This is a genomic window from Achromobacter sp. NCFB-sbj8-Ac1-l (genome assembly GCF_052695805.1).
Genome location: NZ_CP199812.1, coordinates 5,180,466 through 5,205,460, shown reverse-complemented (window position 1 = coordinate 5,205,460; position 24,995 = coordinate 5,180,466). Strand labels below are relative to the sequence as shown.

General features: G+C 67.5%; 25 protein-coding genes. 6 read left to right on the top strand and 19 right to left on the bottom strand.

What is annotated here, in order from left to right:
• Positions 1-96 precede the first annotated feature (96 nt).
• Positions 97-915, top strand: a complete 819-nt coding sequence (locus tag ACUDP5_RS23930) for a class I SAM-dependent methyltransferase (protein WP_445657361.1) — start codon at positions 97-99, stop codon at positions 913-915.
• A gap of 20 nt (positions 916-935) precedes the next feature.
• On the opposite strand, the gene ACUDP5_RS23925 is transcribed toward ACUDP5_RS23930, so the two are convergent.
• On the bottom strand, positions 936-1,151 hold the full coding sequence (locus tag ACUDP5_RS23925; RefSeq protein ID WP_006391018.1) for a SlyX family protein: 216 nt from the start codon (positions 1,149-1,151) through the stop codon (positions 936-938).
• A gap of 108 nt (positions 1,152-1,259) precedes the next feature.
• Between ACUDP5_RS23925 and ACUDP5_RS23920 the strand changes: the two genes are divergently transcribed.
• Positions 1,260-3,311: a TonB-dependent receptor domain-containing protein gene (locus tag ACUDP5_RS23920; RefSeq protein WP_445659208.1), complete on the top strand. Its 2,052-nt coding sequence runs from the start codon at positions 1,260-1,262 to the stop codon at positions 3,309-3,311.
• 108 nt (positions 3,312-3,419) lie between these two features.
• Here ACUDP5_RS23920 and ACUDP5_RS23915 read toward each other — a convergent pair whose 3' ends face one another.
• Together ACUDP5_RS23915 and ACUDP5_RS23910 are read right to left on the bottom strand one after the other, a co-directional pair.
• The gene (locus ACUDP5_RS23915; RefSeq protein WP_263910177.1) at positions 3,420-4,016 is read right to left on the bottom strand and encodes a hypothetical protein; all 597 of its coding nucleotides are present in this window, start codon (positions 4,014-4,016) and stop codon (positions 3,420-3,422) included.
• A 142-nt stretch (positions 4,017-4,158) separates the two neighbouring features.
• On the bottom strand, positions 4,159-4,779 hold the full coding sequence (locus ACUDP5_RS23910) for a nitrogen fixation protein NifQ (protein WP_445657360.1): 621 nt from the start codon (positions 4,777-4,779) through the stop codon (positions 4,159-4,161).
• A 202-nt stretch (positions 4,780-4,981) separates the two neighbouring features.
• Here ACUDP5_RS23910 and ACUDP5_RS23905 point away from each other — a divergent pair, with 202 nt between their 5' ends.
• Positions 4,982-7,501 carry an ankyrin repeat domain-containing protein gene (locus tag ACUDP5_RS23905; protein WP_445657359.1) on the top strand — a complete coding sequence of 840 codons (2,520 nt, stop codon included), beginning with the start codon at positions 4,982-4,984 and terminating at the stop codon, positions 7,499-7,501.
• Positions 7,502-7,571: 70 nt separating this feature from the next.
• On the opposite strand, the gene cyoD is transcribed toward ACUDP5_RS23905, so the two are convergent.
• The 12 genes from cyoD to ACUDP5_RS23845 all read right to left on the bottom strand — a co-directional run bounded on the left by cyoD (position 7,572) and on the right by ACUDP5_RS23845 (position 18,911).
• Complete coding sequence (gene cyoD, locus ACUDP5_RS23900; protein WP_006387442.1) at positions 7,572-7,922, bottom strand: cytochrome o ubiquinol oxidase subunit IV; 351 nt, start codon at positions 7,920-7,922, stop codon at positions 7,572-7,574.
• Entirely contained in the window at positions 7,922-8,536 is a 615-nt protein-coding gene (gene cyoC, locus ACUDP5_RS23895; protein ID WP_263910182.1) for a cytochrome o ubiquinol oxidase subunit III, read from the bottom strand. Before cyoC ends, cyoD begins: the two co-directional genes overlap by 1 nt.
• Positions 8,537-8,539: 3 nt before the next feature.
• The gene (gene cyoB / locus ACUDP5_RS23890; protein ID WP_263910183.1) at positions 8,540-10,516 is read right to left on the bottom strand and encodes a cytochrome o ubiquinol oxidase subunit I; all 1,977 of its coding nucleotides are present in this window, start codon (positions 10,514-10,516) and stop codon (positions 8,540-8,542) included.
• A 2-nt stretch (positions 10,517-10,518) separates the two neighbouring features.
• Positions 10,519-11,427, bottom strand: a complete 909-nt coding sequence (gene cyoA, locus ACUDP5_RS23885) for a ubiquinol oxidase subunit II (RefSeq protein ID WP_263910184.1) — start codon at positions 11,425-11,427, stop codon at positions 10,519-10,521.
• A gap of 283 nt (positions 11,428-11,710) precedes the next feature.
• Positions 11,711-12,265 carry a response regulator transcription factor gene (locus ACUDP5_RS23880; RefSeq protein WP_369797704.1) on the bottom strand — a complete coding sequence of 185 codons (555 nt, stop codon included), beginning with the start codon at positions 12,263-12,265 and terminating at the stop codon, positions 11,711-11,713.
• 1 nt (position 12,266) lies between these two features.
• On the bottom strand, positions 12,267-13,469 hold the full coding sequence (locus ACUDP5_RS23875; protein WP_263910185.1) for an ATP-binding protein: 1,203 nt from the start codon (positions 13,467-13,469) through the stop codon (positions 12,267-12,269).
• A 277-nt stretch (positions 13,470-13,746) separates the two neighbouring features.
• On the bottom strand, positions 13,747-14,133 hold the full coding sequence (locus ACUDP5_RS23870; RefSeq protein ID WP_445657358.1) for a DUF4148 domain-containing protein: 387 nt from the start codon (positions 14,131-14,133) through the stop codon (positions 13,747-13,749).
• A gap of 253 nt (positions 14,134-14,386) precedes the next feature.
• Positions 14,387-14,878, bottom strand: a complete 492-nt coding sequence (locus ACUDP5_RS23865) for a copper chaperone PCu(A)C (RefSeq protein ID WP_445657357.1) — start codon at positions 14,876-14,878, stop codon at positions 14,387-14,389.
• A 31-nt stretch (positions 14,879-14,909) separates the two neighbouring features.
• A complete protein-coding gene (locus tag ACUDP5_RS23860; protein ID WP_445657356.1) occupies positions 14,910-15,530 on the bottom strand; it encodes an SCO family protein in 621 nt (206 codons plus the stop codon).
• A gap of 62 nt (positions 15,531-15,592) precedes the next feature.
• Entirely contained in the window at positions 15,593-16,030 is a 438-nt protein-coding gene (locus ACUDP5_RS23855; protein WP_445657355.1) for a DUF2946 family protein, read from the bottom strand.
• Positions 16,031-16,114: 84 nt separating this feature from the next.
• Positions 16,115-17,635 (bottom strand): acyl-CoA-binding protein, encoded by a 1,521-nt coding sequence (locus tag ACUDP5_RS23850; RefSeq protein WP_445657354.1) that lies wholly within the window; start codon positions 17,633-17,635, stop codon positions 16,115-16,117.
• Positions 17,625-18,911: an MASE1 domain-containing protein gene (locus ACUDP5_RS23845; RefSeq protein WP_263910193.1), complete on the bottom strand. Its 1,287-nt coding sequence runs from the start codon at positions 18,909-18,911 to the stop codon at positions 17,625-17,627. Before ACUDP5_RS23845 ends, ACUDP5_RS23850 begins: the two co-directional genes overlap by 11 nt.
• Before the next feature lie 171 nt (positions 18,912-19,082).
• Between ACUDP5_RS23845 and ACUDP5_RS23840 the strand changes: the two genes are divergently transcribed.
• Positions 19,083-19,856 (top strand): peptidoglycan DD-metalloendopeptidase family protein, encoded by a 774-nt coding sequence (locus tag ACUDP5_RS23840; RefSeq protein ID WP_263910195.1) that lies wholly within the window; start codon positions 19,083-19,085, stop codon positions 19,854-19,856.
• Between the two features lie 270 nt (positions 19,857-20,126).
• Here the strand turns inward: ACUDP5_RS23840 and ACUDP5_RS23835 are convergent, their stop codons facing one another.
• From ACUDP5_RS23835 to ACUDP5_RS23825, 3 genes are all read right to left on the bottom strand, one after another.
• On the bottom strand, positions 20,127-20,888 hold the full coding sequence (locus tag ACUDP5_RS23835) for an amino acid ABC transporter ATP-binding protein (protein WP_263910197.1): 762 nt from the start codon (positions 20,886-20,888) through the stop codon (positions 20,127-20,129).
• Complete coding sequence (locus tag ACUDP5_RS23830; RefSeq protein WP_263910255.1) at positions 20,885-21,565, bottom strand: amino acid ABC transporter permease; 681 nt, start codon at positions 21,563-21,565, stop codon at positions 20,885-20,887. Before ACUDP5_RS23830 ends, ACUDP5_RS23835 begins: the two co-directional genes overlap by 4 nt.
• Before the next feature lie 81 nt (positions 21,566-21,646).
• Positions 21,647-22,432: an amino acid ABC transporter substrate-binding protein gene (locus tag ACUDP5_RS23825; RefSeq protein ID WP_445657353.1), complete on the bottom strand. Its 786-nt coding sequence runs from the start codon at positions 22,430-22,432 to the stop codon at positions 21,647-21,649.
• A 236-nt stretch (positions 22,433-22,668) separates the two neighbouring features.
• Here ACUDP5_RS23825 and ACUDP5_RS23820 point away from each other — a divergent pair, with 236 nt between their 5' ends.
• Positions 22,669-23,715, top strand: coding sequence for a P1 family peptidase (locus ACUDP5_RS23820; RefSeq protein ID WP_445657352.1), 1,047 nt, complete (start codon positions 22,669-22,671; stop codon positions 23,713-23,715).
• Positions 23,716-23,867: 152 nt separating this feature from the next.
• Positions 23,868-24,491 (top strand): PAQR family membrane homeostasis protein TrhA, encoded by a 624-nt coding sequence (trhA, locus tag ACUDP5_RS23815; protein WP_263910201.1) that lies wholly within the window; start codon positions 23,868-23,870, stop codon positions 24,489-24,491.
• 12 nt (positions 24,492-24,503) lie between these two features.
• Here trhA and ACUDP5_RS23810 read toward each other — a convergent pair whose 3' ends face one another.
• Positions 24,504-24,977, bottom strand: coding sequence for an Lrp/AsnC family transcriptional regulator (locus ACUDP5_RS23810; RefSeq protein WP_445657351.1), 474 nt, complete (start codon positions 24,975-24,977; stop codon positions 24,504-24,506).
• Positions 24,978-24,995 lie beyond the last annotated feature (18 nt).

The window sequence follows — 24,995 nt, the reverse complement described above, 5'->3', positions numbered from 1 at the left end:
TTTTAAAAGGTTTTTTCCACTCGTGGCACAATAAATCAGATTTATCCAATTGCCATCCGCGATCTATCGCTGTTTGCTGTCCGTCTCGGGAGTCATATGGAAAAGCAGGACCTGACCGGCGTGAAGGCGACGCTGCTGATTACCCTGTACGCCAAGGCCCAGGAAAGCCGGCTGTCCGATTCCCTGTTGCGCGACCGCCACGCGGCGGATGCGGTGGCGCGTATCGACTACGACTTTTCCTCCCTGCCGCTGCGCCACGATGAAATGATCGGCCTGGCCATGCGGGCCCACGTGCTGGATGGCTGGACGCGCGAATTCATCAACGCGCACCGCGAGGCCACCGTGCTGCATCTGGGCTGCGGCCTGGATACGCGGGTGTTCCGGGTGGACCCGCCGCCCGAGGTGGCCTGGTTCGAGGTGGACTATCCAGAGGTGATTGCCCTGCGCCGCACGCTGTACCCGGACCGCGCGGACTGCCACCTCATCGCGTCATCGGTAACCGATCTGGCCTGGCTGAGACAGGTGCCCGCGGGCCGGCCGACGCTGGTGGTGGCCGAAGGCCTGTTCCTGTACTTGCCCGAGGCGTCGCTGCTGGCGCTATTGCGCACCATCACGACGCAATTTCCCTGCGGCGAAGTGATTTTCGACGGCTACAGCGACCTGGGGCTGGCGCTGGTGGTGCGCAATCGCATGATCCGGGCCACGGGCGCCGTCACCCGCTGGAGCCTGAACCATCCGCAGGACTTGGAAGCCCAGGTGCCGGGCCTGAGACTGCGTACCGAGCAATTGGTGCAGGAGGGGCGCAGCCCGGCGCAGGTCGCACGGTACACCCGGGTTGCGCGCGTGGCGATCTGGTGGATGCGGCGGCTGGCTCCGCTGCGGCGGATCGGGCGGCTGTTGCGGTACCGATACTAGGGGCGGTGCCCCGGCCGCGTTCAGTAGTGCGGCGGCAGCTCGTCGCGCAGGCTGCGAAACGGCGCCGCGCCTTCGGGCGCCTGCTGGCGCAGGTCGGCCACCTCGCGCTGCAACCGGTCGATCTGCTGCTGTTGGCGCACGATGATCTGGTTGAGCTGTTCGAGCAGGTCGTCGGCGAAACTGGCCTTGACTTCCAGGTCGAGCAGCCGGCGTTCGATGTCTTGCGAATTTTCCATGCCAGTATTAGAACCCATTCCCCGCGTTTACCCGATCAGGAGCCCCGAGTGACCGATCACCCCCGCCGCCGCGCTCCGCTGTCCCGACTTCTGCACAGCCTGCTCGGCATGGCGCCGGCGATGGCGGCGGTGGCGCAGTCGCAGGTGCCCGAGACGGCGCCGGTGGTGGTGACCGGGACGCGGCTGGGGGTATCCGTGCTGGATACGCCTGCGTCGGTGGATGTGGTCGAGGGCAGCGCCATGCGTCGGGGCCAGCCCGGCATCAATCTGTCGGAAGGCTTGGGCGGGGTGCCGGGCCTGCAAGTGCAGAACCGCCAGAACTACGCGCAGGACCTGCAGATTTCCAGCCGCGGCTTCGGGGCGCGGTCCACCTTCGGGGTGCGCGGGGTGCGGCTGTATGTGGACGGCATTCCGGCCACGATGCCGGACGGGCAGGGGCAGACCTCGAACATCGATATTGGCTCGCTGGATCGGGTGGAAGTGCTGCGCGGGCCGTTTTCGGCGCTGTACGGCAACTCGTCCGGCGGCGTGATCCTGGCCTATACCGAGGATGGCGCCGCGCCGCCGTCGGTGTCGGCCTCGGTATGGGGCGGCAGTTTCGGCACCTGGCGCTACGGCGCCAAGGCGTCGGGCGCAGAAGGCGCGGTGGACTATGTGCTGGACCTGTCGCGCATGACCACGGACGGCTTTCGCGACCGCAGCGCGGCGCGCAAGAACCTGGGCAACGCCAAGCTGGGCGTGCAGCTCGATGATGCCAGCCGCCTCACCATCGCGGCCAACAGCGTCGATCTCAAGGCGCAGGACCCGCTGGGATTGACCTATGCGCAGTTCCAGGACGAGCCGCGCAGCGCCGACCTGGCTTCGCAGTACGACACCCGCAAGACGGTGCGGCAGACGCAGGGCGGCCTGGTCTACGAGCGTCATGTCGACGGCGCCAATACGCTGCGCGTGACGCTGTATTACGGCCAGCGCGACACCACCCAGTTCCAGGCCATTCCGCCCGCGGCGCAGATCGCGCCGACGCAGGCAGGCGGCGTCATCGACCTGACCCGGCGCTACGGCGGCGCGGACCTGCGCTGGACCTCCGAACTGGCCATGGCGGGGCGGCCCCTGACGTTGGTCGGCGGCTTTGCGTACGATACGCTGCGCGAGACCCGCCGCGGCTACCAGAACTTCATCGGCACGGGCAGCAGCCAGCAGTTGGGCGTGCAGGGTGCGCTGCGGCGCGACGAGACCAATACCGTCTACAACGCCGATCCCTACGTGCAGGCCTCGTGGCGCGTGACCCCGCAATGGACGCTGGACGCGGGCCTGCGCTACAGCACGGTGGACTTCGATTCGCACGACCACTACATCGCGCCCGGCAATGGCGACGACAGCGGCAGCGCGCGCTACCGCCGCGCCTTGCCGGTGGCGGCCATCGGCTACGAACCCGTTGCGGGCACGCGCCTCTACGCCTCGTACGGGCGCGGCTTCGAGACGCCGACGCTGAATGAAATCGCTTACCGCCCGGGGGGCCTGCCGGGCCTGAACTTCGGCCTGGCGCCGGCGCTGAGCACCCACGTGGAAGCCGGCGTGAAGACCCGCGTGGGCGATGGCCTGCTGACCGCCGCGGTGTTCCACGTGTCGACCGACGACGAGATCGTCTCGGCCGGCAGCAGCGGCGGACGCACGACTTTCCGCAACGCGGGCCGCACCCGCCGCGACGGCCTGGAGCTGGGCTGGTCGACCCGCTTTGCCGGCCAGTGGCGCGCGCAGCTGGCCTACACCTGGCTGGATGCGCGGTATCGCGATGACGCGGGCGGCGGTATTCGCGCCGGCAACCGCATTCCGGGCATCGCGCGGCAATCGGCCTTTGCGTCGCTGGGCTGGGCGCCGCCGCAGGGCTGGCAGGCCGCCATCGAAGGGCGTTATCTCAGCCAGCTGTACGCGGACGACGCCAACGACGCGGCGGCGCCCGGGTACGCCGTGGCCGCGCTGTCGGCCGGGTACATCAAGCAGATCGGCGCCTGGGAATTGAGCGCCTATGCGCGGGTCGACAACCTGTTCGATCGCCACTACGCGGGCTCGGTCATCGTCAACGAAAGCAACGGCCGCTATTACGAACCGGCGCCGGGACGCAGCGTGGGGATGGGGCTGGGCGTGACGTATCGCTATTGAAGCGGCGCACGACCTGATCTCGTTCGGTGTTGATCCGCGTGGGAGTGCAGCGCGACAGGCGGGTCATGACAAAGTCATGGCGCGCCTGTCGGGTGTCGGGTTGGTGCGTTAGTGCTTGAACAGACGTTCGTGCATCCATCCGTCATTCGTCAGGATCAACACGGCCTTGGCCTTGATGTCGCCCTCAGCCTGATCGGCGAAATTCTTGTAGTTTGCGCGAAGACTTTCCGATTTGGCCCAGTCTGCGACATCGTGCGCCTTATAGCGAAAGTTCACTTGCGAGATTTTCATGCCCATCGCGTCGCTGGGTTGCGTGAAGTTATCCACTTCAACGACAGCATATTTTCCGGTGCAGAAGGCATCCTGCTGGGCAAAGGTGTCGGCAGCGTTGGCGACCAAATACTTCTTGCCCAGATCCGTGATCTGGTATTCGGTGGCCGGTTCCATCTTGTTGCCGAACATGGCTTGGGTTTCGGTGTTGCGTGGGCTCAGCAGGCCTGCTTCTACCAGCGAATCGGCAAGTTTCTTGGTCTGCCGACCGATGATGTCTTGATTGGCGAGCGTGAACGGCAGCGTCTTGGCGGGAATCGCGGCGCACAGCCCATGTTGCTTGTCCAGGTAGGTCTGAATGGCCTTGCCAAAATTGCCTTTGCTGGCGTCCTGCGCACTGCCGCATGCCACGAGGGAAAGGGTCAGGCAAGCCATGGCGATATGTTTAGGTGAGATATGCAAAACGGTGTTGCCCTCAAGTGGGTGAGATATCCGGGGTGAGCGGAAATCCTAACGGGCATCGGCATGGAAGCGGCGCAGCGTGTGAAAAATCAGAAATTTCCTCAGGTGTGAGGCCTCAATCCGCCCCGCCGTCGCCATAGCAGACGTCATGGTCCTCGCAGGCCGCGCAGCCAGGCGCCGCGGCGGCGGGCAGGCCGGCGTGTTCGCAGGCGGAATAGGCCAGGAATTGCTTCCAGCGCAGGTTGCGCGTGTTGCGCGCCACCAGGCCGGGGTAGTGGCGGGTCAGCAGTGCCGTGACGTCTTCGCGTCCGGTCAGGCCCAGGTCGCGCCACAGGTGGTCGGGGCGCAGGCAGGCGTGTACCAGCACGCGGGTGACGAACGGCGTGGTGGCGCATTGTGGTGCGCCATAGGCATCCAGCAGCGTGCGCAGCAGCAGGGTGAAGTCGGGGCGAGGATCAGGCAGGCCTTGCGCGGCATAGGCGGCCAGGCGGGCCGGCAGGTCGACCAGCGCAGGCTCCGGGCTGCGGCGCGCGCCGGGGAACAACTGCGTCAGGACCTCTTCCAGTTCGTCCGGCGCCAGGCCGCTGCGGGCCAGATCGCCGTGCGCCAGGCTCTTGCCGATCACCGTGGCAAAAAAGGCGGCGTCGGGATGGCCGGGCGCGGCATGGCGCAGCAGGCGACAGGCGAGGGCGGCAGAATCAGGGGCCTGGGCAAAGGCGGTCAACACGGCTGGCATGGCGAAGGGGGGGCGCTCGTTATTTGCGTAAAGTGCCGATCAGGTCGATATAAGCTCTACTATATAACGATTGGGCCGCGAGCCGCCTTGCCTGGCGTCAAGCGCCGTGGCCGCGGGCCCCGTCCGCGCGGGGCAGCCGGCGCGCCAGGGCGGTATCATCGGGCCGCCTTCCACTTCCAGGTCCATCCGGATGCTTCCCGCCTTGCCCCTCGCGTTTCCCCGCCGCCTTGGCGCCGCCCTGCTGACGCTGGCTGGCGTGTTTGCCGTGGCGGCGCCGCCGCCGGCCGCCGCCTACGACATCGGCGCCGTGATCGACGCCGTACGGCTGTCGCGCTATCCGCTGCGCGAGCCCGAGCGCCGCGCCTGGGGTACCGAAAACGCCAAGGACGCGCTGCTGGTCGGGCAGATGGACAACCGGCTGTACCTGTACCGCTACGTCCGCGGCGCGCAGGCCGGCGCGGCGGCGGAACTGGCCTTTCGGTCGCGGCCGCTGGTGATCGATCCGGCCGCCTGGAATGTGTCGCGGCAAGAGACCGTCAGCGTGGCGGCGCCGCGCGAGGGGCAGTCGTTCTACTGGGTGGCCTATACCTATAACGACGCCGACGGCAGCCAGGCCAATGGCTTTCTGGTGGATGCGACCGGCGCGGCGGTGACGGTGCATGCGGATGCCGCCCGCGTGGTGGCGACGGCCGACCGGCCCTGGGACGACGCGCGACGCGCGGCGGCGCTGGCCACGCTCAAGCCCGCGCTGGTGGCGTATCCCAGCCCGCTCAAGGCATTTCCCGCGGACGTTCGTTTCGAATACCAGGCGCCGGTCGATGTGGCCGCCACCTTTCGCAAGCTGCACCAGGTGGCGTTTGCCATCCCGCGCGCCAAGGCCGCCGAGTTCAACCGGGCGCTGGCGGATCTGCGCCGCTTCGTGCTGGAAACGGACTATCGCGAGATCGATCCGGCTGGCCAGGACCCCGAGGCCCTGGCCGCGTTGAACGACTACGGTTTCTGGCTGGCCGAGGCCGGTAACCCGGCCGAGGCCGACGCGGTGCTGGGCGAGGTGCTGCGGCGCGACCCGGCGCGCACGCCCGCCTACCTGAACCGCGCCGATGCACGCCTGAAGCTGCGCGACCAGCGGCGCGATCAGCGCAGCTATTTCGAAACCTTGGCGCAGGAAGACTACCGCCTGTATTGCACGCGCCGCCTGGCCGCGGGCGAGCCGATTCCGGCCAAGGTGGCCGAGCGTATCGGCGCCGCGCTGGGCGCCAAGGCGCTGGATGCGGCGGTGTGCCGGCCCCGGCTGGCGATTTTCCAGGCGATTCGGGCGGGCGACCTGGACGCCGTGCGCGCGGAACTGGCGCGCGGGCAGGACCCCGACGGCGTCAACGAAAACGGCGTGTCGGCGCTGAATGCGGCCACGTCGGCCAAGCAGATCGAGATGGTGCGCGCGCTGCTGGCAGCGGGCGCACGGGTCGACGCTCCCACGCGCGGCGCGCCGCTCGTGTCCAGCGCCTTGCCGGATAGCCGCGATACCCGCCCGCTGGCCGAACGCTATGCGCTGGCCGACGTGCTGGTGGCGGCGGGCGCGTCGCTCGAAGCCCCCGATTCCAACGGCTCGCCGCTGCTGCTGCGCCGGGTGGCGTATTCGGCCGAAGACAAGGACACGCTGGACTACCTGCTGGCTAAGGGCGCCAACCCGAACGGCCGCGACAAGAGCGGCCGTTCGGTGCTGCACGCCGCCATGGGCAGCCCGTCCAGGTTCTGGTTTGCCGAGAAGCTGTTGGCCAAGGGCGCCGACATCAACGCTGCCTACATCCGCATGTACTACGGCAACCAGGCCATGTGGGAAACGCCGCTGCTGGAAGCGCTGCGCGAAGCGCCGGTCGAGGACTTGAAGCCGCAGTCCGCCTATGCGCCGTCCGAGCGCGTGGCGTTTGCGCTGGCGCATGGCGCCGATCCGGCGGTGGGTGGCTATGGGCCCAAGGATGGCCAGGTGCGCGCCGGCCTGGACGAGGCCTTCAGCCTGGCGGCGCGGCAGATGTCGCCCGAGCTGGTCGACCAGCTGGCGCAGGCCGCCGCCGGCAAGCCGCATGCCCCCATGACGACGGCGCCGATGACCAGCCTGCTGCGTCAATGGAACGAGGTCGAACTGCGTGCCGACGCGAACCAGAACAGCGCCGAATGGGACGGCCAGCGCGCCCGCCTGCGCGCCACCGCCGACCGCCTGCTGGCGGCAGGGGTGCCGTTGGCGTATGTGGGCAGCGCGACGGGCACCGTGAACAACCAGATCGCGCCGCTGTCGCTGCCGTGGCTGCCGGATGACCTGTATCAGGCCTGGCTGGCGGCCGGGGCAAATCCGTCGGACCGCAGCGATGGGTCCCTGCGCCTGCGCGGCGTGGCCGATCCCGGCGCGCTGCCCCTGGTGATCATGCTGCAGCAGGGTAACGAGGCCAAGGCGCGCATGCTGCTCGAACACGATGCCCCGTTGTATGCCACGCCGGCACGCTGCGGCATGGCGGTGGCGGACATGCTGGCCTGGCAGGCCAGCGATGGCGGCCCCTTGTCGCCGTCGGCGGCGCGGGCGATGAAACAGGTGCTGGACGGTGCCGCCAATGCGCCTGCCTGCGACCTGGACCAGGGCGCGCGGGTGCAGCCGTATGTCGGCATGACCGCGCGGCAACTGGCGGACAGGCTGGGCATCACGCTCGTGGTGAAAGCGCCGGGCCAATAAGCCAGGCGCATCCCGCAAAAAAAAACAGGCGCCGCAAGGCGCCTGTTTTGTCGTCAGCAAGTGACGGGTCTTACATGGCGTGGCCCATGTTGACGTTCATGTTGTACAGCACCCAGGCCGAACCGCCGACGATGATCGCGATGATCATCACGGTGAAGACGAACGTGGCCAGGTTGTCGCGGGCCGATTTCGAGGCGCCCATGTGCAGGAAGTACACCAGCTGCACCAGCAGCTGGAGCACGCACAGCGCCACCACGCCGATGATCGTGATGGTGTGGGACAGCGCGCCGCTCATCACCAGGCCGAACGAGCCGAAGGTGAGCAGAAGCGAGAGCACGAAACCGATGATGTAGGACTTCAGGCTGCCGTGGTCGGCGGCGTGATCGTCGTGGCCGTGTGCGGCCGCAGCGGAGTGCGACATCAGAGGGCTCCCAGAAGATAGACGAAGGTGAAGACGCAGATCCAGACGATGTCCAGGAAGTGCCAGAACAGGCTCAGGCACGCCAGACGACGCTTGTTGATCGAGTCCAGGCCATGGCGGCGGATCATGTCGATGAGGATGACGATCCAGATCAGGCCGAACGTGACGTGCAGGCCGTGGGTGCCGATCAGCGTGAAGAACGCCGACAGGTAGGCGCTGCGGCCGGGGCCCGCGCCTTCGGTGATCAGGTGATGGAATTCATAGATTTCCATCGCGATGAAGCCCGCGCCGAACAGGAACGTGACCATCAACCAGCCGATTGCGCGGCTTTTGTTGTTGGCGTGCACGTTCAGGTTGGCCATGCCGAAGGTGAAGCTGGAGAACAGCAGCAACAGGGTTTCGACCAGCACGAACTTCAGGTCGAACAGTTCCTTGCCCGTCGGACCGCCCGCGGTGGCGTTGGACAACACCGCGAACGTGGCGAACAGCACCGAAAAGATCAGCAAGTCGCTCATGAGGTAGACCCAGAAACCGAAAACGGTCTTGGATCCATCGTCATGGTGCGCGTGATCGTCGTGACCCGCGTGGGGGTGAGTGGCTACGGCTTGAATCATGGCTCAGGCGGCCTTCTGCATTTTTTCAAAGTGGGCGTTCTCGATCCGCTCGACTTCAGCGGCCGGGACCCAGTAATCGACGTCACGGTCGTAGGCGCGGACGATGAACGAAGCGATCATGCCGACGAAACCGACGATGGACAGCCACCAGATGTGCCAGATCAAGGCGAAGCACATGACCAGGCCGAAGGCGCCGATGTACACGCCGGCTCCGGTGTTCTTGGGCATGTGGATGTCTTCGTACTTGGCCGGGCGCTTGTAGGCCTTGCCGCTTTGCTTGTCTTCCCAGAACTGGTCCAGTTCATCGACGTGAGGAACGTGGGCGAAGTTGTAGAAAGGCGCAGGCGAAGAGATCGACCATTCCAGGGTACGGCCATCCCAGGGATCGCCGGTGACGTCCTGGTTCTGCTTGCGCTGGCGAACCGACACGAACACTTGCTGCAGCAGGAACCAGATGCCCAGCATGATCAGCGCGGCGCCGGCCAGCGCGACCAGCAGGTAGGGCTGCCATTCGGGGTTGTCGTAGTGGTTCAGGCGACGCGTCATGCCCTTGAAGCCCAGGATGTACAGGGGCATGAAGGCCAGGAAGAAACCGACGAACCAGCAGTAGAACGAGTAACGGCCCAGGCGCTCGTTCAGCGTGAAGCCGAACGCCTTCGGGAACCAGTAGGTCATGCCGGCGATGCAACCGAACACCACGCCACCGATGATGGTGTTGTGGAAGTGGGCGATCAGGAACAGGCTGTTGTGCAGCACGAACGACACACCCGGGATGGCCAGCATCACGCCGGTCATGCCGCCGATGACGAACACGATCATGAAGCCCAGCGTCCACAGCACCGGCGTGGTGATGCGCAGGCGGCCGCGGTAGATGGTGAACAGCCAGTTGAAGATCTTGGCCCCGGTCGGGATCGAGATGATCATTGTGGCAATGCCGAAGAACGCGTTGACGTTGGCCCCCGCACCCATGGTGAAGAAGTGGTGCAGCCAGACCAGGAACGACAGCACGCCGATGGCGGCCGTGGCGTAGACCATGGACTTGTAGCCGAACAGGGTCTTGCGGGCGAACGTGGCAACCACTTCGGAATACACGCCGAAGGCGGGCAGCACCAGGATGTAGACCTCGGGGTGGCCCCAGATCCAGATCAGGTTCACGTACATCATGACGTTGCCGCCCATGTCGTTCGTGAAGAAGTGCGTACCCAGGTAGCGGTCGGCCGTCAGCAGCGCCAGGGTGGCGGCCAGCACGGGGAAGGCGGCCACGATCAGCACGTTGGTGACCAGCGAGGTCCAGGTGAAGATCGGCATCTTCATCAGGCTCATGCCCGGTGCGCGCATGCGCAGGATGGTCACGATGAAGTTGATGCCGCTAAGTGTCGTGCCCAGCCCTGATATCTGCAGCGCCCAGATGTAGTAGTCCACCCCGACGCTTGGGCTGTAGTCCAGCCCTGACAGCGGCGGATAGGCGAGCCAGCCGGTCGCGGCGAATTCGCCCACGAACAGCGAGATCATCATCAGCGCGACGCCGGCACCGAACAGCCAGAAGCTCAGCGAGTTCAGGAACGGGTAGGCCACGTCGCGGGCGCCGATCTGCAGCGGCACCACGATGTTCATCAGCCCGGTGATGAAGGGCATCGCCATGAAGAAAATCATGATGACGCCGTGGGCGGTGAAGATCTGGTCGTAGTGGTGCGGCGGCAGGAAGCCGGCGGAGTCGGCCGAGGCGACGGCCAACTGGGTACGCATCATGATGGCGTCGGCAAAGCCGCGCAGCAGCATGATCAGGGCGACGATGATGTACATCACGCCGATGCGCTTGTGGTCGACGGAGGTGAGCCATTCCGTCCAGAGGTACTTCCACTTGCCGAAGTAGGTGATGGCGCCGAAGACCGCTAGGCCTCCCAGGCACACGGCGGCCAGCGTAACCATGACGATAGGTTCATGGTACGGAATGGCCTCGAGGGTGAGTTTCCCGAGCATTGTTAGTTGATTCCTGCGATCAGATTATTCGACGTGGGGGTGCACGTGGCGGAGTCCACGCCGGCCATCTTGGACATGGTGCTGCCCAGGATGAACTCGAACATCGACGGCGGCACCGAGGCGTACTTGACGACCGGATTGCGCTCGCTGCGCTTGGTCAGTTCCTGGTAGGCCTCGGGGGTCAGCGTCGTGGGCGATGCCTTGGCTTCCTTGACCCAGTTGTCGAACCCTTCCTGCGACGTGGCGATGGCCTTGAAGCGCATGCCGGAGAAGCCGGCGCCGCTGTAGTTGGCCGAAATGCCGGCGTAGGTGCCGGGTTCGCGCGCGTTCAGGTGCAGCTTGGTTTCCATGCCCGCCATCGAGTAGATCTGGCTGCCGAGCTGGGGAATGAAGAACGAGTTCATGACCGACGCCGAGGTGATCCGGAAATTGACCGGCACGTCCACGGGGAACGCGATCTCGTTGACGGTGGCGATGTCGTACTCGGGGTAGATGAACAGCCACTTCCAATCCAGCGAAACCACCTCGATGGTCACCGGCTTGTGCTCGGACACGAGCGGCTTGTAGGGGTCCAGCGCATGGGTGGAGCGCCAGGTGATCACCGCGAGAATCGCCACGATGATACAAGGCACCGTCCAGACCACGATTTCGATGGCCGTGGAGTGGGCCCACTTGGGCTGGTAGTCAGCTTTGGTGTTGGACGCGCGGTACTTCCAGGCGAAGGACACAATCATGAAGAGGACCGGAATCACGACCAGGAGCATGAGCCCCGTCGCCGTGAGCAGCAGGGTCCGTTCCTGCATGCCGATGTCTCCCTTGGGGGAGAGGATTTCCATGTTGCAGCCGCCAAGCAGCATGACCGCGCCGACGCCGAAAATGCGCGTAAGGGTCGCAAGGAGGGGGTGTTTCACGTACAGCCTTGGATGGAGGGTGGGAAATGCTGCGGAGCAGCAGACTGGAATGCTGCTAGGCAGCAACGTCCATCCTATCGGCTTGATCTGGGTCAAGGCTGCGACGAATGGTCGCATTGCCTGGGAGGATTCTGCCCCCACGCGGGCAGATTCAGGGTTTTCCTAGGGGAGCAGATGCCCCTGGGGGGAGGGGTGGGGTGCGACGATATGTCGCACCTGCACAAAGGGGGGAGTTGACGATGTGTTGCATCCGCACCAAACCGCCCCGCTTGGCACCCCCCGGTCAATCGACCAGGACCTCGCGTTCTGGCCCCGGTTTTTTCGCCAGCTTGCGCTGCAAAGAGCGCCGGTGCATGCCCAAGAGGCGGGCGGCGGCCGACACGTTGCCGCCGGTCTCGTGCAGCGCCTGGTGGATGTGTTCCCATTCTAGGCGGTGCAGCGGCGTCATGGTGCTTTCGATCGTAACCGTATCCGCCTTCACCAGGCCCAGGGTGCGCAGGATCATCGGCGCGGTGGCAGGCTTGGGCAGGTAGTCGTCGGCGCCGCGCTTGATGGCCTCGACCGCGGTGGCCACGCTGGCGTAGCCGGTGACCAGCAGGATGCGCATGTCGGCGCGCAGGGCCCGAAGGGGACGGATCAGGGTCAGCCCCGAATCTTCGCCCAGGCGCAGGTCCACCAGGGCAAAGGCGGGCCGGATTTCCTCGGCCACGCGCAGGGCCTCGGCGATGCCGGTGGCGGTTCGGGTTTCCAGGCCGCGACGCGACAGGCTGCGCTGCAAGGTGCGCACATACAGCTCGTCGTCGTCGATCAACAGGCCAAGATCGGTCGGATTCAACATGTCAGGTCCCGGGGGTGCCGAGCGGTAAATAAAAGCGGATGCGGGTGCCGCCGCCGTCGGCGGCCGTCATGGTCATTTCGCCGCCCAGCTGCTCGACGGTGGCATGCGACAGGGCCAGGCCCACGCCCAGTCCTCCCGGCTTGCCGCTGTTGAACAGGCTGGTGGCCGGCAGCAGCGTCTGGTCGGGGTCGAAGCCGCGGCCGTAGTCGCGCACTTCGCCGCGCAGGGCGCCGTAGCCGTATTCCAGGTGCAGGTCCACGCGCGGTTCGTCGGCGGCTTCGCCGGCGTCGGCCGCGTTGTTCAGCAGGGCCTGCAGCAGGTGGGCGATGGCCGGGTCGACCCGCAGGCTGGCCGGCAGGGTGCCCGAGCGTTGCAGGTTGATGGTCGGCCGGATCAGCCGCCATTGCCCCACCACGCGCACCAGGTCCACTGCGGTTGGGACCGCCAGATTGCGAATGCGTTCCCGGCACAGGGCCAGCAGCTGGCTGAGGGTGGCGACGTCGTCCTTCAGGTCGGGGTCCTTGACCTCGGCGGCGATTTCGTCGGCCAGCAGGGTCATGGTGGCCAGCGGGGTGTTCAGTTCGTGCGCCATCGCGGCGGCGTGGGTGGCCAGGGCGACGATGCCCTCGTTGCGGGTGAAGCGTTCGCGCAGGCGGGCCAGTTCGCGTTCGCGGGCCCGCAGGTCGGATGCCAGGCGGGTCGAGAACACCAGCACCACCACCACGGAAATCAGGAAATTGGCCGACAGGCCCCACAGCAGCAGGGTGTGGGTGTTGACGTCGCCGCGCAGCGGCTGGCCGAAGATGGCGGCGGCCGCGTAGCCGGAAATGCCGGCCAGCGCGGCGGCCAGCGCCCAGTTGCGCGGCAGCGCCAGCGCCGCCAGGGCGGTCAGGATCAGGAACATCATGCCGAACGGATTGCTCAGGCCGCCGCTCCAGCCCACCATCCAGGCCAGCGCGGCCATGTCCACCAGCAGGTGGGCGAAGGCGGTGGCGTGGGACAGGTCGCGGCTGTGGCGCAGGCGCAGGCTGGCGTAGACGTTGAAGCCGATCAGCACGCCCACGCCGATCCACAGGGGTTCGAGCGGCAAGGCCAGGCCCAGCACGCTGCTGGCGACCAGGATGGTGGCGGCCTGGCCCGCGATGGCGAGCCAGCGCAGGCTGCAGAGGGTACGCAGGAAGGAAAAGGCGGAACTACCGGGCATATCCAGACACAGGGTTGCCGGCACAACCGCCGGCGGCTACAGGCGCCCGGCGGCGCGGAACGCTGTCATCCAGCGCGCGGCGCAGGGGGCGCCGGCTGCCGTCAGGCCCCGCGAGGGCGCTGGCGGCGGATGTGCTGGCATTGTATGTGGAATCACGGCGCCCCGCAGGCGCGCGGGCGGTAATGTGTCCCCGATATCGGCCCCGCCAGCGGCTGGCAGACGAGCCTTGAGGCTGCGCGCCGCTGTGCCGAGGGGGGCCAGGGGACGGCGCGCGGCACTACTGGAGGGCGGACGTGCCGCTATGGGCCATCGGGGTGGGCGGATAGCTTTCCTGGTCGGACGCCATCTGCCCTTGCATCTCGGCCGTCTGCAGTTCCTGTTCGACCTGGGCGCGGCTTTCCATGGCGCCGCTGGTGGCGGCGGCGGGCGGGTAGTCTTCCTGGCCGAAGGTGTATTGGCCGTCCTGCTTGGCCCGGGCCAGTTCGGCGCTGACCTGGGACGATGTCTTGGCCGAGGGGGCCGGGTAGCTCACGCGCCAGTCGCCGAAGGCGTCGCGCTTGTAGGTCGCGGCGGGCAGGGGGGAGGGGACTTGCTGGGCTTGCACGGTGGTGGCGGCGGCGGTCAGGCCGGCGCAGAGCAACAAAGTGGCTGTCAGGGTCTTCATGAAACGCTCCTAGCAATCAAAGCCATCGGCCACGGGTAGCGGCCGAGCCGTCGTCCTCGATACCGCCGGAGGACGATTTCCTGTGATGCGGGGGATGCCTGCCGGCGGCGTCGCGGACGCGGCGCACGCCGGCTTTTTCAGTTCGACCGGATGCGATGGCGGGCGTTGCAGAAAACGCCCGGAACCGCCCAAACAGCTATTTCAAGCTTGAAATACAGGTGTCAATCCGCTTGCAGCGGCATGGACCCCTGTTTCAGTGGCCGTGCCCGGCCGCCGCCGGCGCGGCCGCCGACAGCGGGCGTGCCACGGCCGTCACCGGCACGCGTTGCTGCTTGCCGGCAGCGTCCTGCAGCACCAGCGTCAGCGCCACCGGATCGCCCACGGAAATCTGCTTGGCCAGGTCGATCAGCATGACGTGGTAGCCGCCCGGCTTGAGCTCCACCGGCTGGCCGGCGGGCAGGTCGATGGCGGAGACCTGGCGCATCTTCATGACGTCGTTCTGCATGGCCATTTCGTGTACTTCGGTGTGCTTGGCGGCGGCGGACTCGACGGCGACCAGGCGCGTGGGGGCGGTAGCGGTCAGGCGCATGAAGACGCCCGTGGCGTGCTGGTTGGGCACCGTGGCGCGGACCCAGGCGTCTTCCACCTTGAGCGGGGCGTCCTGGGCCAGGACGGGGGCGGGGTTCAGCGTCAGCGCGCTCAGGGTGAAGGCGGCGGCCAGGGTAGCGAAAGCGGTCTTTTTCATGGGAAGTTCCTTGTTCAGAGGGGCGCGGCGCTTACAGCACCGTGCGCAGGTCGTCGGCGCACTGCTCGGCGCTTTGCTGGTGGCGCAGGGCCAGGCGCAGCTTGCCCTGGGCGTCGATGATGTAGGTCAGCGCCGTGTGGTCCATGGTGTAGGACGAACCGGTGGGCACCTTCTGGTAGAACACCTTGAACGACTGGGCCGCGGCGCGGGTCTGTTCGGCGTCGCCGCGCAGGCCGACGAATGCCGGGTCGAACGCCTGCATGTAGGCGCGCAGGATTTCCGGCGTGTCGCGTTCGGGGTCCACGGTGATGAACAGGATGCGCAGCTTCCTGGCGGCCTCGGGGCCGAGCAGGCTCTTGATCTCCAGCGCCCGGGTCAGGGCGGTGGGGCAGATGTCCGGGCACTGGGTGAAGCCGAAGAACAGCATCACGGTCTGGCCGCGGTAGTCGGCCAGCTGGCGTTGCCGGCCGTCAGTGTCCTGCAGCTGGAAGTCGCCCGTGGGCATGCTGGACAGGTCCATGCCGTTGAGCTTGGGGGCATCCGGGCCGCAGCCGGCCAGCGGCAGCAGGGCCAGGGTGGACAGCAGCAGGCGCCGGCGGCGGTCGGGCGTGGGCGCGCCGCCCAGGGGCGCGCGCGTAAGCAGGGAATGCATGAAAACCTCGTCGAAAGACGGTTCGCGACAGGCGCGGCGCAGGCCGCGCGCAAGGGGCGGAGTCAGGCGACGAAGGGCGGGGCGCGTGAACCCAGCGGCGGCCCTTGGGCCGGCTGCACGGGCAACGCATGGGGGGGACAGGCCGGCGGGGGCGCAGGGCGGCCGGCGGCCAGCGCCAGCGGCGCCACGTAGGGCGTGGGGGCAGGCGTGACGTGGGCCAGCAGCCCGAAGGGACATTGGGCGCCCGTCTCGGCGCTACGGTGGTCACCCGTGCCGTCGGCGGTCTTGCCATCGGCCGACAGCGCGATCTTGAAGGTGGACAGGTCGCCCGCGGCCGAGCAGAAGGTGACTTCCAGCCGGCCGTCGTGCAGCGCGCGGGCATCGGGCATGTAGCCCGCCGGCACCACGGCGCGCAGCAGCACGGCCAGGAACACCAGCCACAGCACGCCCCGGACGCGCACGGCGCCGCAGGCATGCAGAAGGCGGATCAAGGCAGGCATGGCGGGATTTTAGGGCAAGCGCCCGGACTGCCGCGCAGGGCAAGCGTGCGGCGCAGTGTCGCAGTGCACGGGCCGGGCGCGGTGTCAGTCATCGGTGTCCAGCCGCCGGATCAGGGCAATGTAGCGGCGTTGCGCCTGGTCCGGCGGCAGGCCGGTCAGCAGGCGCCATGAGGCGTGTTCGATCTGCTCGCGCGGGGTCGCGTTGGCGTCGGCCTGGGGCGGCGCATCGCCGTGGCGGGCCTGTTGCTCGTAGGCGTGCAGCCGCAGCGCGACGCCGGTCGAGGGGGCCTGCGGCAGGGCGCGCAGTTCGAGCACGGCGGCTTCGAAGGCATCGGCCAGCGCGTCGGCGGGGATGTCCAGCGTGGCGCGGTCCATCGCATCGCCTTCGGGCTCCAGCCCGCTGGCCACGGCCAGCCGGCGCCACAGCGCATCTTCGGCGGCCGGGTCTGCCGCCGTCGAGGTGACCTTGGCGATCTGCTGGTTGCGCAGGCGCAGCGTGTGGGTCGAGGCGCCGCGGAACACGGCGGGGCCGTCCTGCACCTGGAAGGTCAGCGGCACCGCGATCGAACGCCCGGCCAGTTCGGGTTGGCCAACGCTGTCGACCGTGAAGGTGTTGCGCGAATAATCCATGACCCGCGAGAACAGGTCCACCAGGCCGCCGCGGCCCTGGTAGACGCCCGCGAGCGGACTGTCGCCTTCTTCGTGCCAGGCGATGTCTTCGGCGAGCAGCGGGAACAGCGCTTCGAATTGGCCCGACAGCAGCGCATCGCGATACGCCTGCAGCAGGCGCTCGGTGTCTTCGGCGGTCATCGCGGCGGCGCGGCCGGGGCGGGCGGCGGCCTCGGGGCGCTTGTCCATGAACTGCAGGATGTCGGCGGCGACGCGGTCGCGGTCGTTGTCCACGCAGATCATGTGGTAGCTGTTGTCCAGCAGCACCAGGCGGCTGTCGGGAATGGCGTCGTTCAGGTAGTGGGCCGACCGTACCGAGGTCAGCTCGTCTTCGTGGGCATGGATGATCAGGCTGGGGCAGGTGATGGCGTTCAGCCCGCGCTGCACGAAGCGCCGCAGCCGGTCGACCTCGCGCACGCAGGCCAGCGGCACCCAGCGGTAGTGGAAGTTCTCGCCGCGTTCGAACTTGGCCTTGACGATGGACCGCACCAGTTCGTTCTTGATGCCGTAGGGCTCTTCTTCTTCGACGCGCATGCGCGCGGCCAGGCCCGGGATGCGGTAGACCAGCTTGCGCAGGTCGCGATACCAGGGCGTGCTCCAGCCGTCGATGAAGACGGGCGCGGCCAGGCTGACCAGCTTGCCCTTGCGGTGCTGCACGCGCTTGCACAGCTCGACGGCCAGCAGGGCGCCCAGGCACATGCCGACCACGTGCACGGTCTCGTAGCGCCCGGCCACCTCGCGGTACTTGGCGGTCACGGCGTCCAGCCAGTCTTCGGCGCGCACGGGCAGCAGGTCCTCGGGCGTGGTGCCATGGCCGGGCAGCGTCAACGAGTGCGTCTCGATGCCGGCGCGCTTCAGTATCTTGTGCAGCGATCCCAGGTCGTACTGGGTGCCGCCCAAGCCGTGGATGAGCAGGGCTCCTGTGCTATTGGACATCTGCCTGCTCGACTTCGCCCAGACGCCACATGCCCGCCACCACGGCGACGCTGCCGTCGAAATCCTGCAAGGGTGATCCACGGTCGCTCACCACGCGCCAGCCGCCGCCGGCATGCGCCAGGCGGAACAGCAGCGGCGTGCGGTCCAGGCCGCCGGCGCGTCGGGCGGCCCAGTGCAGCGTCAGGCGGGCGCGATCGTCGGGGTGGGCCAGGGCCAGCAGCGCGTCCAGGTTGGCGATCGCGCCGGCGGGCAGGCCGAAGGCGTCGTGCAGGTCGCCGGCCAGTTCGAACGAGCCGTCAAAGGGGTTGTAGCGGTACATCAGCTGGTGGCTGCCGGCCAGCGCCAGGTCGAAGCGGCCGCGCCATTGCTCAGCGTTTTCGAGTTCCTGGGCGCGGGCGCCGCGCAGCGTATTGACCAGCAGGATCAGCAGCGCGGTGACGACCAGGTACACCTGGGTGGCCAGCAGCACGTGCCAGTGGTCGTTGGCCTCGACGAAGGGCCCTTCGCCCTGCGCGCTCTGGTACAGCGCCATCAGGGTCAGCGTGATGACGGCCAGGGTGCCGCCCAGCGGCCCCCACACCAGCGCGGTCAGCACCGCGAACACCAGCGGCAGGTAGGTCAGCTCGAAGGTCACCACATACGGCAGGTTCTTGATCATGTCGCCGTCGAAGGTCAGGAAGGTCGAGACGATCAGGGCCAGGTAGGCGACGGCGCCCAGCACCAGGTCGCGCATGCGCGGACCGCCGGAACGGCGCGGCCGGAAATGCGCCCAGCCGGTGACGGCCGGCGCCAGGATCAGGATGCCGCCCAGGTAGGCCGCGACCCAGGTGCGCAGCCGGACCCAGGCGTGGGCTTCCTGGGTCATCCACAGCCAGCTGCCGTTGAGCAGGGCCGACAAGGCGGCGCCCACCACCGCGCCGGCCAGCAACGCGGCCACCGTGCCCACCCCGCCATCGCGCGGCGTCAGGCGCTGGATGGTCCAGGCCGCGGTGATGCTGGACAGGCTGGCGGTAATGGCGAACACCAGTGCCGTGGCGGGCTGGCCGCGCGTGAAGCTGGTGATCACGATCTGCGCAAAAAAGAACGCGGCCAGCAGCAGCGGCCAGTTGCGGCGCTGCGTCAACAGATAGGCGCCCACCGCCACCCCGGGCGGCAGCCAGACGAACACGGCATGGCTGACCGGGTCGTTGAGCAGGCGTGAAAACAGGCCGCACAGCAGGTACGGGATCGCCCATAGCAGGCAAAACGGGTTTCTTCGGGGCGCTTGGGTTCCCATGTGGCTCCTTGCAGACGCGGTGTTCCATGACGAGCCGCAGCTCGTGGCAATGAGCGGGTTATACACGGGTCGGGGCGGTCTGCCAAAGCCATCGGGGCATACTTGCGCCCGAAAATCTTGGTACCCTTGGACGCAGTCGTTCCCCATTCGCTTCAGGATTCAGTGCTCTCCTTGCCCGCCCAGACCCTGCCCGCTTCCCTTTTTGCCGCCGCGCCGGGGCGCGTATCGGCGACTTTCCCTGTTCGTGCCGCCCGATGGTTCCGGTGGGCGTTGCTGGCCGCGCTGCTGGCCTTGCTGGCGGCCTGCGGCACGACCAAGGTCCAGCCGGGCTATTACCGAGTCCAGTCGGGCGATACCCTGACGCAGATCGCGCGCAAGCAAGGCACCAGCGTATCGAACCTGGTGCGCTGGAACAACCTGTCCAATTCCAATTCGATCGAGGTCGGGCAGATGCTGCGGGTCCAGCCGCCGGCGGGCCAGGCCAGTTCGTCCCCGCCCACCAAGTCGCGCGGCAAGGCATCGCAAGGCACCAAGTCGTCGGCGCCCGCCATGGGCAAGCGGCGAACCGCGCCGCCCGGGGCGATCTCGCTGGTCTGGCCGGCGCAGGGCAAGGTCACGCGCGGCTACGACGGGTCGGGCTCGAACGGCATCGTCATTTCCAACAGCAGCGGCACGCCCGTCGTGGCGGCCGCCGCGGGCACCGTGGCCTATTCCGGCAGCGGCCTGCGTGGCTACGGCCACCTGGTGATCGTCAAGCACAGCGCCAGCTTCCTGAGCATCTACGCCCACAACAGCAAGCTGCTGGTCAAGGAAGGCCAACGCGTCAGCCAGGGCCAGAAGATCGCGGAAATGGGCAACAGCGACAGCAAGCAGGTCGGGCTGTATTTCGAGTTGCGCTACGACGGGCAGGCCGTCGACCCTGCGGGATCCCTGCCGAGCAGATAAAAGCCCCCACGCTGAGGGAGGGGCCCCCACGCTGAAGGAGAGGCCCCCACGCTGAGGGAGGGGCCCCCACGCTGAAGGAGGGGCCCCCACGCTGAGGGAGGGGCCCCCACGCTGAAGGAGGGGCCCCCACGCTGCGCACGCTGTGCGTGCTTGCTGCCCCCCGAGGGGGCGGCCCGGCCTTCGGGCGGCCGGGCGGCCGGGCGGCTGTTTTAGCGAGCAAGCGTACGTTCTGGGCGGGGGGGCCTTGGCACGCGTGCTCATCGGGTGTATCTACCCGGGATGCCCCGCGTCCTGCGTCAAGGTCGAGATGAAGGCGGCGGTGCGCGGGTCGGCGGGGTGGGTGAAGAGGTCGCGAGAGGGGCCGGCTTCGATCACGGTGCCGTCCAGCAGGAATACCACTTCGCGCGAGACGCTGGCGGCCAGGCGCAGGTCATGCGTGGCCATGAGCATGGTCATGCCTTCGTTGGCCAGCTGGCGCAGCACGTCCACCACTTCGGCCGCCAGGCCCGGGTCCAGCGCCGACGTCGGCTCATCGCACAGCAGCACGCGGGGAGCGGGCGCCAGGGCGCGGGCGATGGCCACGCGCTGCTGCTGGCCGCCGGACAGGTTGGCGGGCCAGGCGTCGGCCTTTTCCAGCATGCCGACCTTCTTGAGCAGTTCCTCGGCGCGCTCGCGGGCGCGGTCGGCCGGCCATTTCTGCACGGTCACCAGGCCTTCCATGACGTTGCCGATCACGGTCTGGTGCGGGAACAGCTGGAAATTCTGGAACACCATGCCGGTCTGCTTGCGCACCCGCTGGACCTGGTCGCGGGACAGCTTCAGGCCGGGTTCGAATTCGACCTGTTCGGGGCCGATTTCCAGCAGGCCGCGATCGGGCACTTCCAGCAGGTTGACGCAGCGCAGCAACGTACTCTTGCCGCTGCCGGACGGGCCGATCAGGGCGGTGACGCTGCCTTCGGCGATGGTCACGTCCACCTGCTTGAGCACGGGGTTGCCGCCAAAGGATTTTTCGATCTTGTCCAGGCGGATCATCGCTTGTTCTCGCTAAACACGGCATGCTGGCCGAAGCGCCGTTCCAGGCGAACCTGGGCGGCGGACAGCACCGAACTGAACACCAGGTAGATCAGCGCGGCCTCGGTGTACAGGATCAGCGGCTCGTAGGTGACGGCGGCGATGCGCTGCGCCGCCTGGAAGATCTCGGGCACCGTCAGCACGGCGGCCAGCGAGGTGTCCTTGACCAGCGCAATGAATGAGTTCGACAGCGGCGGCACGGCCACGCGGGCCGCCTGCGGCAGCACCGTGCGGCGCAGCGCCTGGCCGCGCGTCATGCTCAGGGAATAGGCGGCTTCCCACTGGCCTTTCGAAATGGATTCGATGGCGCCGCGGATGACTTCCGAGTTGTAGGCGCCGACGTTCAGCGTGAAGCCGATCAGCGCGGCCGGCAGCGGGTCAAGTACCACGCCCACGCTGGGCAGGCCGTAGAAGATCACGAACAGCTGCACCAGCAGCGGCGTGCCGCGGATGAGCCAGACATAAAAGCGCACCAGCGCCACCAGCGGCGCCGGGCCGAACAGCCGGATCAGCGCCACCACGAAGGCCAAGGCCAGCCCCAGCGCGAACGACATCAGCGTCAGCGGCACGGTGAACACCAGCCCGGCGTGCAGCAACGGCCAGAACGAGTCGGCCATCAACTGCACCCAGGCCGGCACCGTCCAGCCGGCCACCTGCGCCAGGATCCAATCGGGCAGGACGGCCTGCAGCCACGAGGGTAGCGTCATGGCGCGGGCCGCTTACTGCTGCGCGGACAGGTCCGTGCCGAAGTACTTGACCGAGATGGTCTTGTAGGTGCCGTCGGCCTTGATGTCGGCCAGCGCCTTGTTGATGGCGGCGACCAGCTCAGGGTTGTTCTTGCGCAGCAGCACGCCCGAATTGCTGAATTCGGCGGCCTTGTCGGTGGCGGCGATCTTGACCTTGGCGTTGGGCTTTTGCTTCTTGAAGTCCAGGAACGACAGGTTGTCGTTGACCGTGGCTTCGACGCGGCCCGACGTCAACAGGTCGATGGCTTCGTTGAAACCCTGCACCGCCACCACGTCGGCGCCATGGCTTTGCGCCAGCTTGCCGAAGTTGCTGGTCAGCGTGTTGGCGGACTTCTTGCCCTTCAGGTCGGCGAAGGACTTGATGGTGGTGTTGTCGTCGCGCACGATCAGCACGGCGGCCGACGAGATGTACGGATCCGAAAAATCGTATTTGGTGCGGCGCGCGTCGGTGATGCCGACCTGGTTGATCACGGCGTCGTAGCGCTTGGCGTCGAGCCCGGCGATCAGGCCGTCCCATTTGCCTTCGACGAATTCGGCCTTCACGCCCAGGCGCTGGGCGATGGCGCGGCCGATGTCGACGTCAAAACCGGTAAGCTGCCCGGATGCGTCGTGGAAAGTGAAGGGGGCGTAGGTACCTTCGGTGCCGATCTTGAACACGCCGGCGGATTTGATCTGGTCCAGCCCCGACTGGGCGTGGGCGGCGGACAGGGCGGCGACCTGGACGAGGCCGGCGATGAACAACGAGCGCAAGAGTTTCATGGCAATGCTCCACGGATGGGATATCACTGTGGAGAGCATGTGGCACTTGCAATGCCCTCCGGCGTAGCCGCACTCTAACAACGGGCCTATTTTTCCACAAAGCATAAGGAATAGTAAAAATATAGCGGCAAGTCATATGGTTGGATCGCGCCCCGGGCCGAGCGGCACGGGGTTTTTTCCTGGGCATGACACAGACGGAGACAGGCGTGCAACAACAGTGGAACAGGCGGGCTTTCATGATGGCCGCGGCGGGCGCCGCAGCGATGGCCGGGGTGGCGCCGGCGCACGGCGGGGGCGGTTTGCGGCGCATGCCGGGCGGGGGCAGCATCACCGACGTGGCCGGGCTGAAGGTGGGGCATTTCACCGACACCCGCCGCCCGACCGGCTGCACGGTCATCATTGCCGAGGCAGGCGCCGTCGGCGGGGTGGACGTACGCGGCGCGGCGCCCGGCACCCGTGAAACCGACCTGCTCAACCCGGTCAACATGGTGGAAAAAGTGCACGCCGTGATGCTGGCAGGCGGCAGCGCCTTCGGCCTGGAAGCGGCCACCGGCGTCATGCGCTACCTGGAAGAACGCAAGATCGGCTTTGACGTCGGCGTGGCGCACGTGCCCATCGTGCCCGCGGCCATCCTGTTCGACCTGGGGGTGGGCGACGCGTCGATACGGCCCGATGCCGCGGCCGGCTACCAGGCCTGCAAGTCGGCCACGGCCAAGCCGCCGCAAGAGGGCAATGTGGGCGCCGGCGCCGGGGCCACCGTGGGCAAGCTGTACGGGGCCAAGCGCGCCATGAAGGGCGGCCTGGGCAGCGCCTCGCTGACCGTGGCCGGCGTGACGGTGGGCGCCATCGTGGCCGTCAACGCGGTGGGCGACGTGCTGGACCCGGCCACCGGCCGTATCCTGGCCGGCGCCCGCACGGCCGACGGCAAGCACCTGCTGGACACCCGCGCGGCCATCCTGGTGGGCGACCTGCCCACCTCGATGCGCGAGGGCGCCGCCACCACCATCGGCCTGGTTGCCACCGACGCCAGGCTGACCAAGGCGCAGGCCCAGAAAATGGCGCAGATGGCGCACGACGGCCTGGCCCGCACCATCAACCCCATCCACACGATGCTGGACGGCGACACGGTGTTTGCCCTGGGCACGGGTGCGTCGGGCAAGCCCGGCAACCCGATGCTGCTGGGCGTGATGGCGGCCGAAGCGATGGCCATCGCGGTGCAGCGGGCCATCCTCGCGGCGCGGGCGCTGGAAGGGTATCCCGCCGCGGTCGATTTCATCGCCTGACCGACGTGCTTGCCGGCATCACTGGCGTGCCGTCCGGCAGGAACGCCAGTTGCTGTTCCCTCGTTGTCCCATCTTGCTGACCCCGGTTTGTCACATGGCTTCGGCATGATGGAAAGCGTCGGCGCTAAGCCTGCGCACGGGGAGGGGACGGCATGTACGAAGGGGAACGCTTCAACGGCGCCACGCACCTGGCGGGCCTGGCGCTGGCCGTGGCCGCGTCGGGGGCGTTGATCGTCCGCGCGGCCGAATTGAACGTGCAGTCGCGCCAGATCGTGGCGTGCGCGGTGTTCGCCGTGTCCATGATTGCCGTCTATGCCTCGTCGGTGCTGTATCACTGCACTCGCGGGCGCCGCAAAGCGCTGTGGGCCAAGGCAGACCACTGCACCATCTATCTATTGATCGCGGGCACCTACACGCCCCTGGCTTTCGCGCCGCTGGAATTGGGCTGGGGTGCGGTGATGGCCGTGGCGATCTGGCTGCTGGCCCTGTACGGCATCGGCCGTGAACTCTGGTGGGCGCGCGGCGCCGCGCCCGCCTTGCCGCTGTACCTGGCCATGGGGTGGCTGGGCGTGATATGTGCCGCGCCGATTGCCAGCGCGCTGTCGTCGGCCGGACTGGCCTGGCTGCTGGCCGGGGCGGCGCTGTATACGGTGGGCACGGTGTTCTACGCGCACGACAAGCGCTGGCGCCATGCCCACGGCATCTGGCACCTGTTCGTCATGGGCGGCTCGGCCTGCCACTTCGTCACGGTGTTTGGCTTTCTGCGGTATTCGTAGCGCGGGCATTGCCTAGCGCCAGGCCGCCAGCGGCAGCATGCCGCCCCGATTCTTCACCTTGCGCATGACCAGGTGCGAGCACAGGTCCCGCACGCCGGCGATCTTGCTGAGTTTTTCTTCGACGAACTGCGAGAACGCGGCCAGGTTGCGGGTGCGCACCGTCAGGATGTAGTTGGACGCGCCGGTGACGATGCTGGCTTCGGTGATTTCGTCATACAGGGCGATGCCCGCCAGGAATTGCTCGTGCCAGCCGGCGCGCGACTGGTCCAGCGATACGTGGACGATGGCTTCCAGTTCGAACCCCAGTTTGTCGGCGTCCAGTACGGCGCGGTAGCCGCGGATGAAGCCGCCTTCTTCCAGGGCGCGCACCCGGCGCAGGCAGGCCGATGGCGACAGGGCAACCTGCTCGGCCAGGTCCTGGTTGCTGAGCTGGCTGTTCTCTTGCAGGCGGTACAGAATGCGCTGGTCGATGGCGTCTAGTTGCACGGTGCAATCCAATTCTAA

What these genes read in the sequence shown, in the direction of transcription:
- trhA (WP_263910201.1), top strand. Translation starts at nt 23,868, where the DNA reads ATGTACGAAGGGGAACGCTTCAACGGCGCCACGCACCTGGCGGGCCTG.
- cyoB (WP_263910183.1), bottom strand. Translation starts at nt 10,516, where the DNA reads ATGCTCGGGAAACTCACCCTCGAGGCCATTCCGTACCATGAACCTATC.
- cyoD (WP_006387442.1), bottom strand. Translation starts at nt 7,922, where the DNA reads ATGTCGCACTCCGCTGCGGCCGCACACGGCCACGACGATCACGCCGCC.
- ACUDP5_RS23825 (WP_445657353.1), bottom strand. Translation starts at nt 22,432, where the DNA reads ATGAAACTCTTGCGCTCGTTGTTCATCGCCGGCCTCGTCCAGGTCGCC.
- ACUDP5_RS23875 (WP_263910185.1), bottom strand. Translation starts at nt 13,469, where the DNA reads ATGCCCGGTAGTTCCGCCTTTTCCTTCCTGCGTACCCTCTGCAGCCTG.
- ACUDP5_RS23865 (WP_445657357.1), bottom strand. Translation starts at nt 14,878, where the DNA reads ATGAAAAAGACCGCTTTCGCTACCCTGGCCGCCGCCTTCACCCTGAGC.
- ACUDP5_RS23910 (WP_445657360.1), bottom strand. Translation starts at nt 4,779, where the DNA reads ATGCCAGCCGTGTTGACCGCCTTTGCCCAGGCCCCTGATTCTGCCGCC.
- ACUDP5_RS23930 (WP_445657361.1), top strand. Translation starts at nt 97, where the DNA reads ATGGAAAAGCAGGACCTGACCGGCGTGAAGGCGACGCTGCTGATTACC.
- ACUDP5_RS23845 (WP_263910193.1), bottom strand. Translation starts at nt 18,911, where the DNA reads ATGGGAACCCAAGCGCCCCGAAGAAACCCGTTTTGCCTGCTATGGGCG.
- ACUDP5_RS23880 (WP_369797704.1), bottom strand. Translation starts at nt 12,265, where the DNA reads ATGTTGAATCCGACCGATCTTGGCCTGTTGATCGACGACGACGAGCTG.
- ACUDP5_RS23850 (WP_445657354.1), bottom strand. Translation starts at nt 17,635, where the DNA reads ATGTCCAATAGCACAGGAGCCCTGCTCATCCACGGCTTGGGCGGCACC.
- ACUDP5_RS23870 (WP_445657358.1), bottom strand. Translation starts at nt 14,133, where the DNA reads ATGAAGACCCTGACAGCCACTTTGTTGCTCTGCGCCGGCCTGACCGCC.
- ACUDP5_RS23820 (WP_445657352.1), top strand. Translation starts at nt 22,669, where the DNA reads ATGATGGCCGCGGCGGGCGCCGCAGCGATGGCCGGGGTGGCGCCGGCG.
- ACUDP5_RS23915 (WP_263910177.1), bottom strand. Translation starts at nt 4,016, where the DNA reads ATGGCTTGCCTGACCCTTTCCCTCGTGGCATGCGGCAGTGCGCAGGAC.
- ACUDP5_RS23855 (WP_445657355.1), bottom strand. Translation starts at nt 16,030, where the DNA reads ATGCCTGCCTTGATCCGCCTTCTGCATGCCTGCGGCGCCGTGCGCGTC.
- ACUDP5_RS23835 (WP_263910197.1), bottom strand. Translation starts at nt 20,888, where the DNA reads ATGATCCGCCTGGACAAGATCGAAAAATCCTTTGGCGGCAACCCCGTG.
- cyoC (WP_263910182.1), bottom strand. Translation starts at nt 8,536, where the DNA reads ATGATTCAAGCCGTAGCCACTCACCCCCACGCGGGTCACGACGATCAC.
- ACUDP5_RS23860 (WP_445657356.1), bottom strand. Translation starts at nt 15,530, where the DNA reads ATGCATTCCCTGCTTACGCGCGCGCCCCTGGGCGGCGCGCCCACGCCC.
- ACUDP5_RS23920 (WP_445659208.1), top strand. Translation starts at nt 1,260, where the DNA reads ATGGCGCCGGCGATGGCGGCGGTGGCGCAGTCGCAGGTGCCCGAGACG.
- ACUDP5_RS23925 (WP_006391018.1), bottom strand. Translation starts at nt 1,151, where the DNA reads ATGGAAAATTCGCAAGACATCGAACGCCGGCTGCTCGACCTGGAAGTC.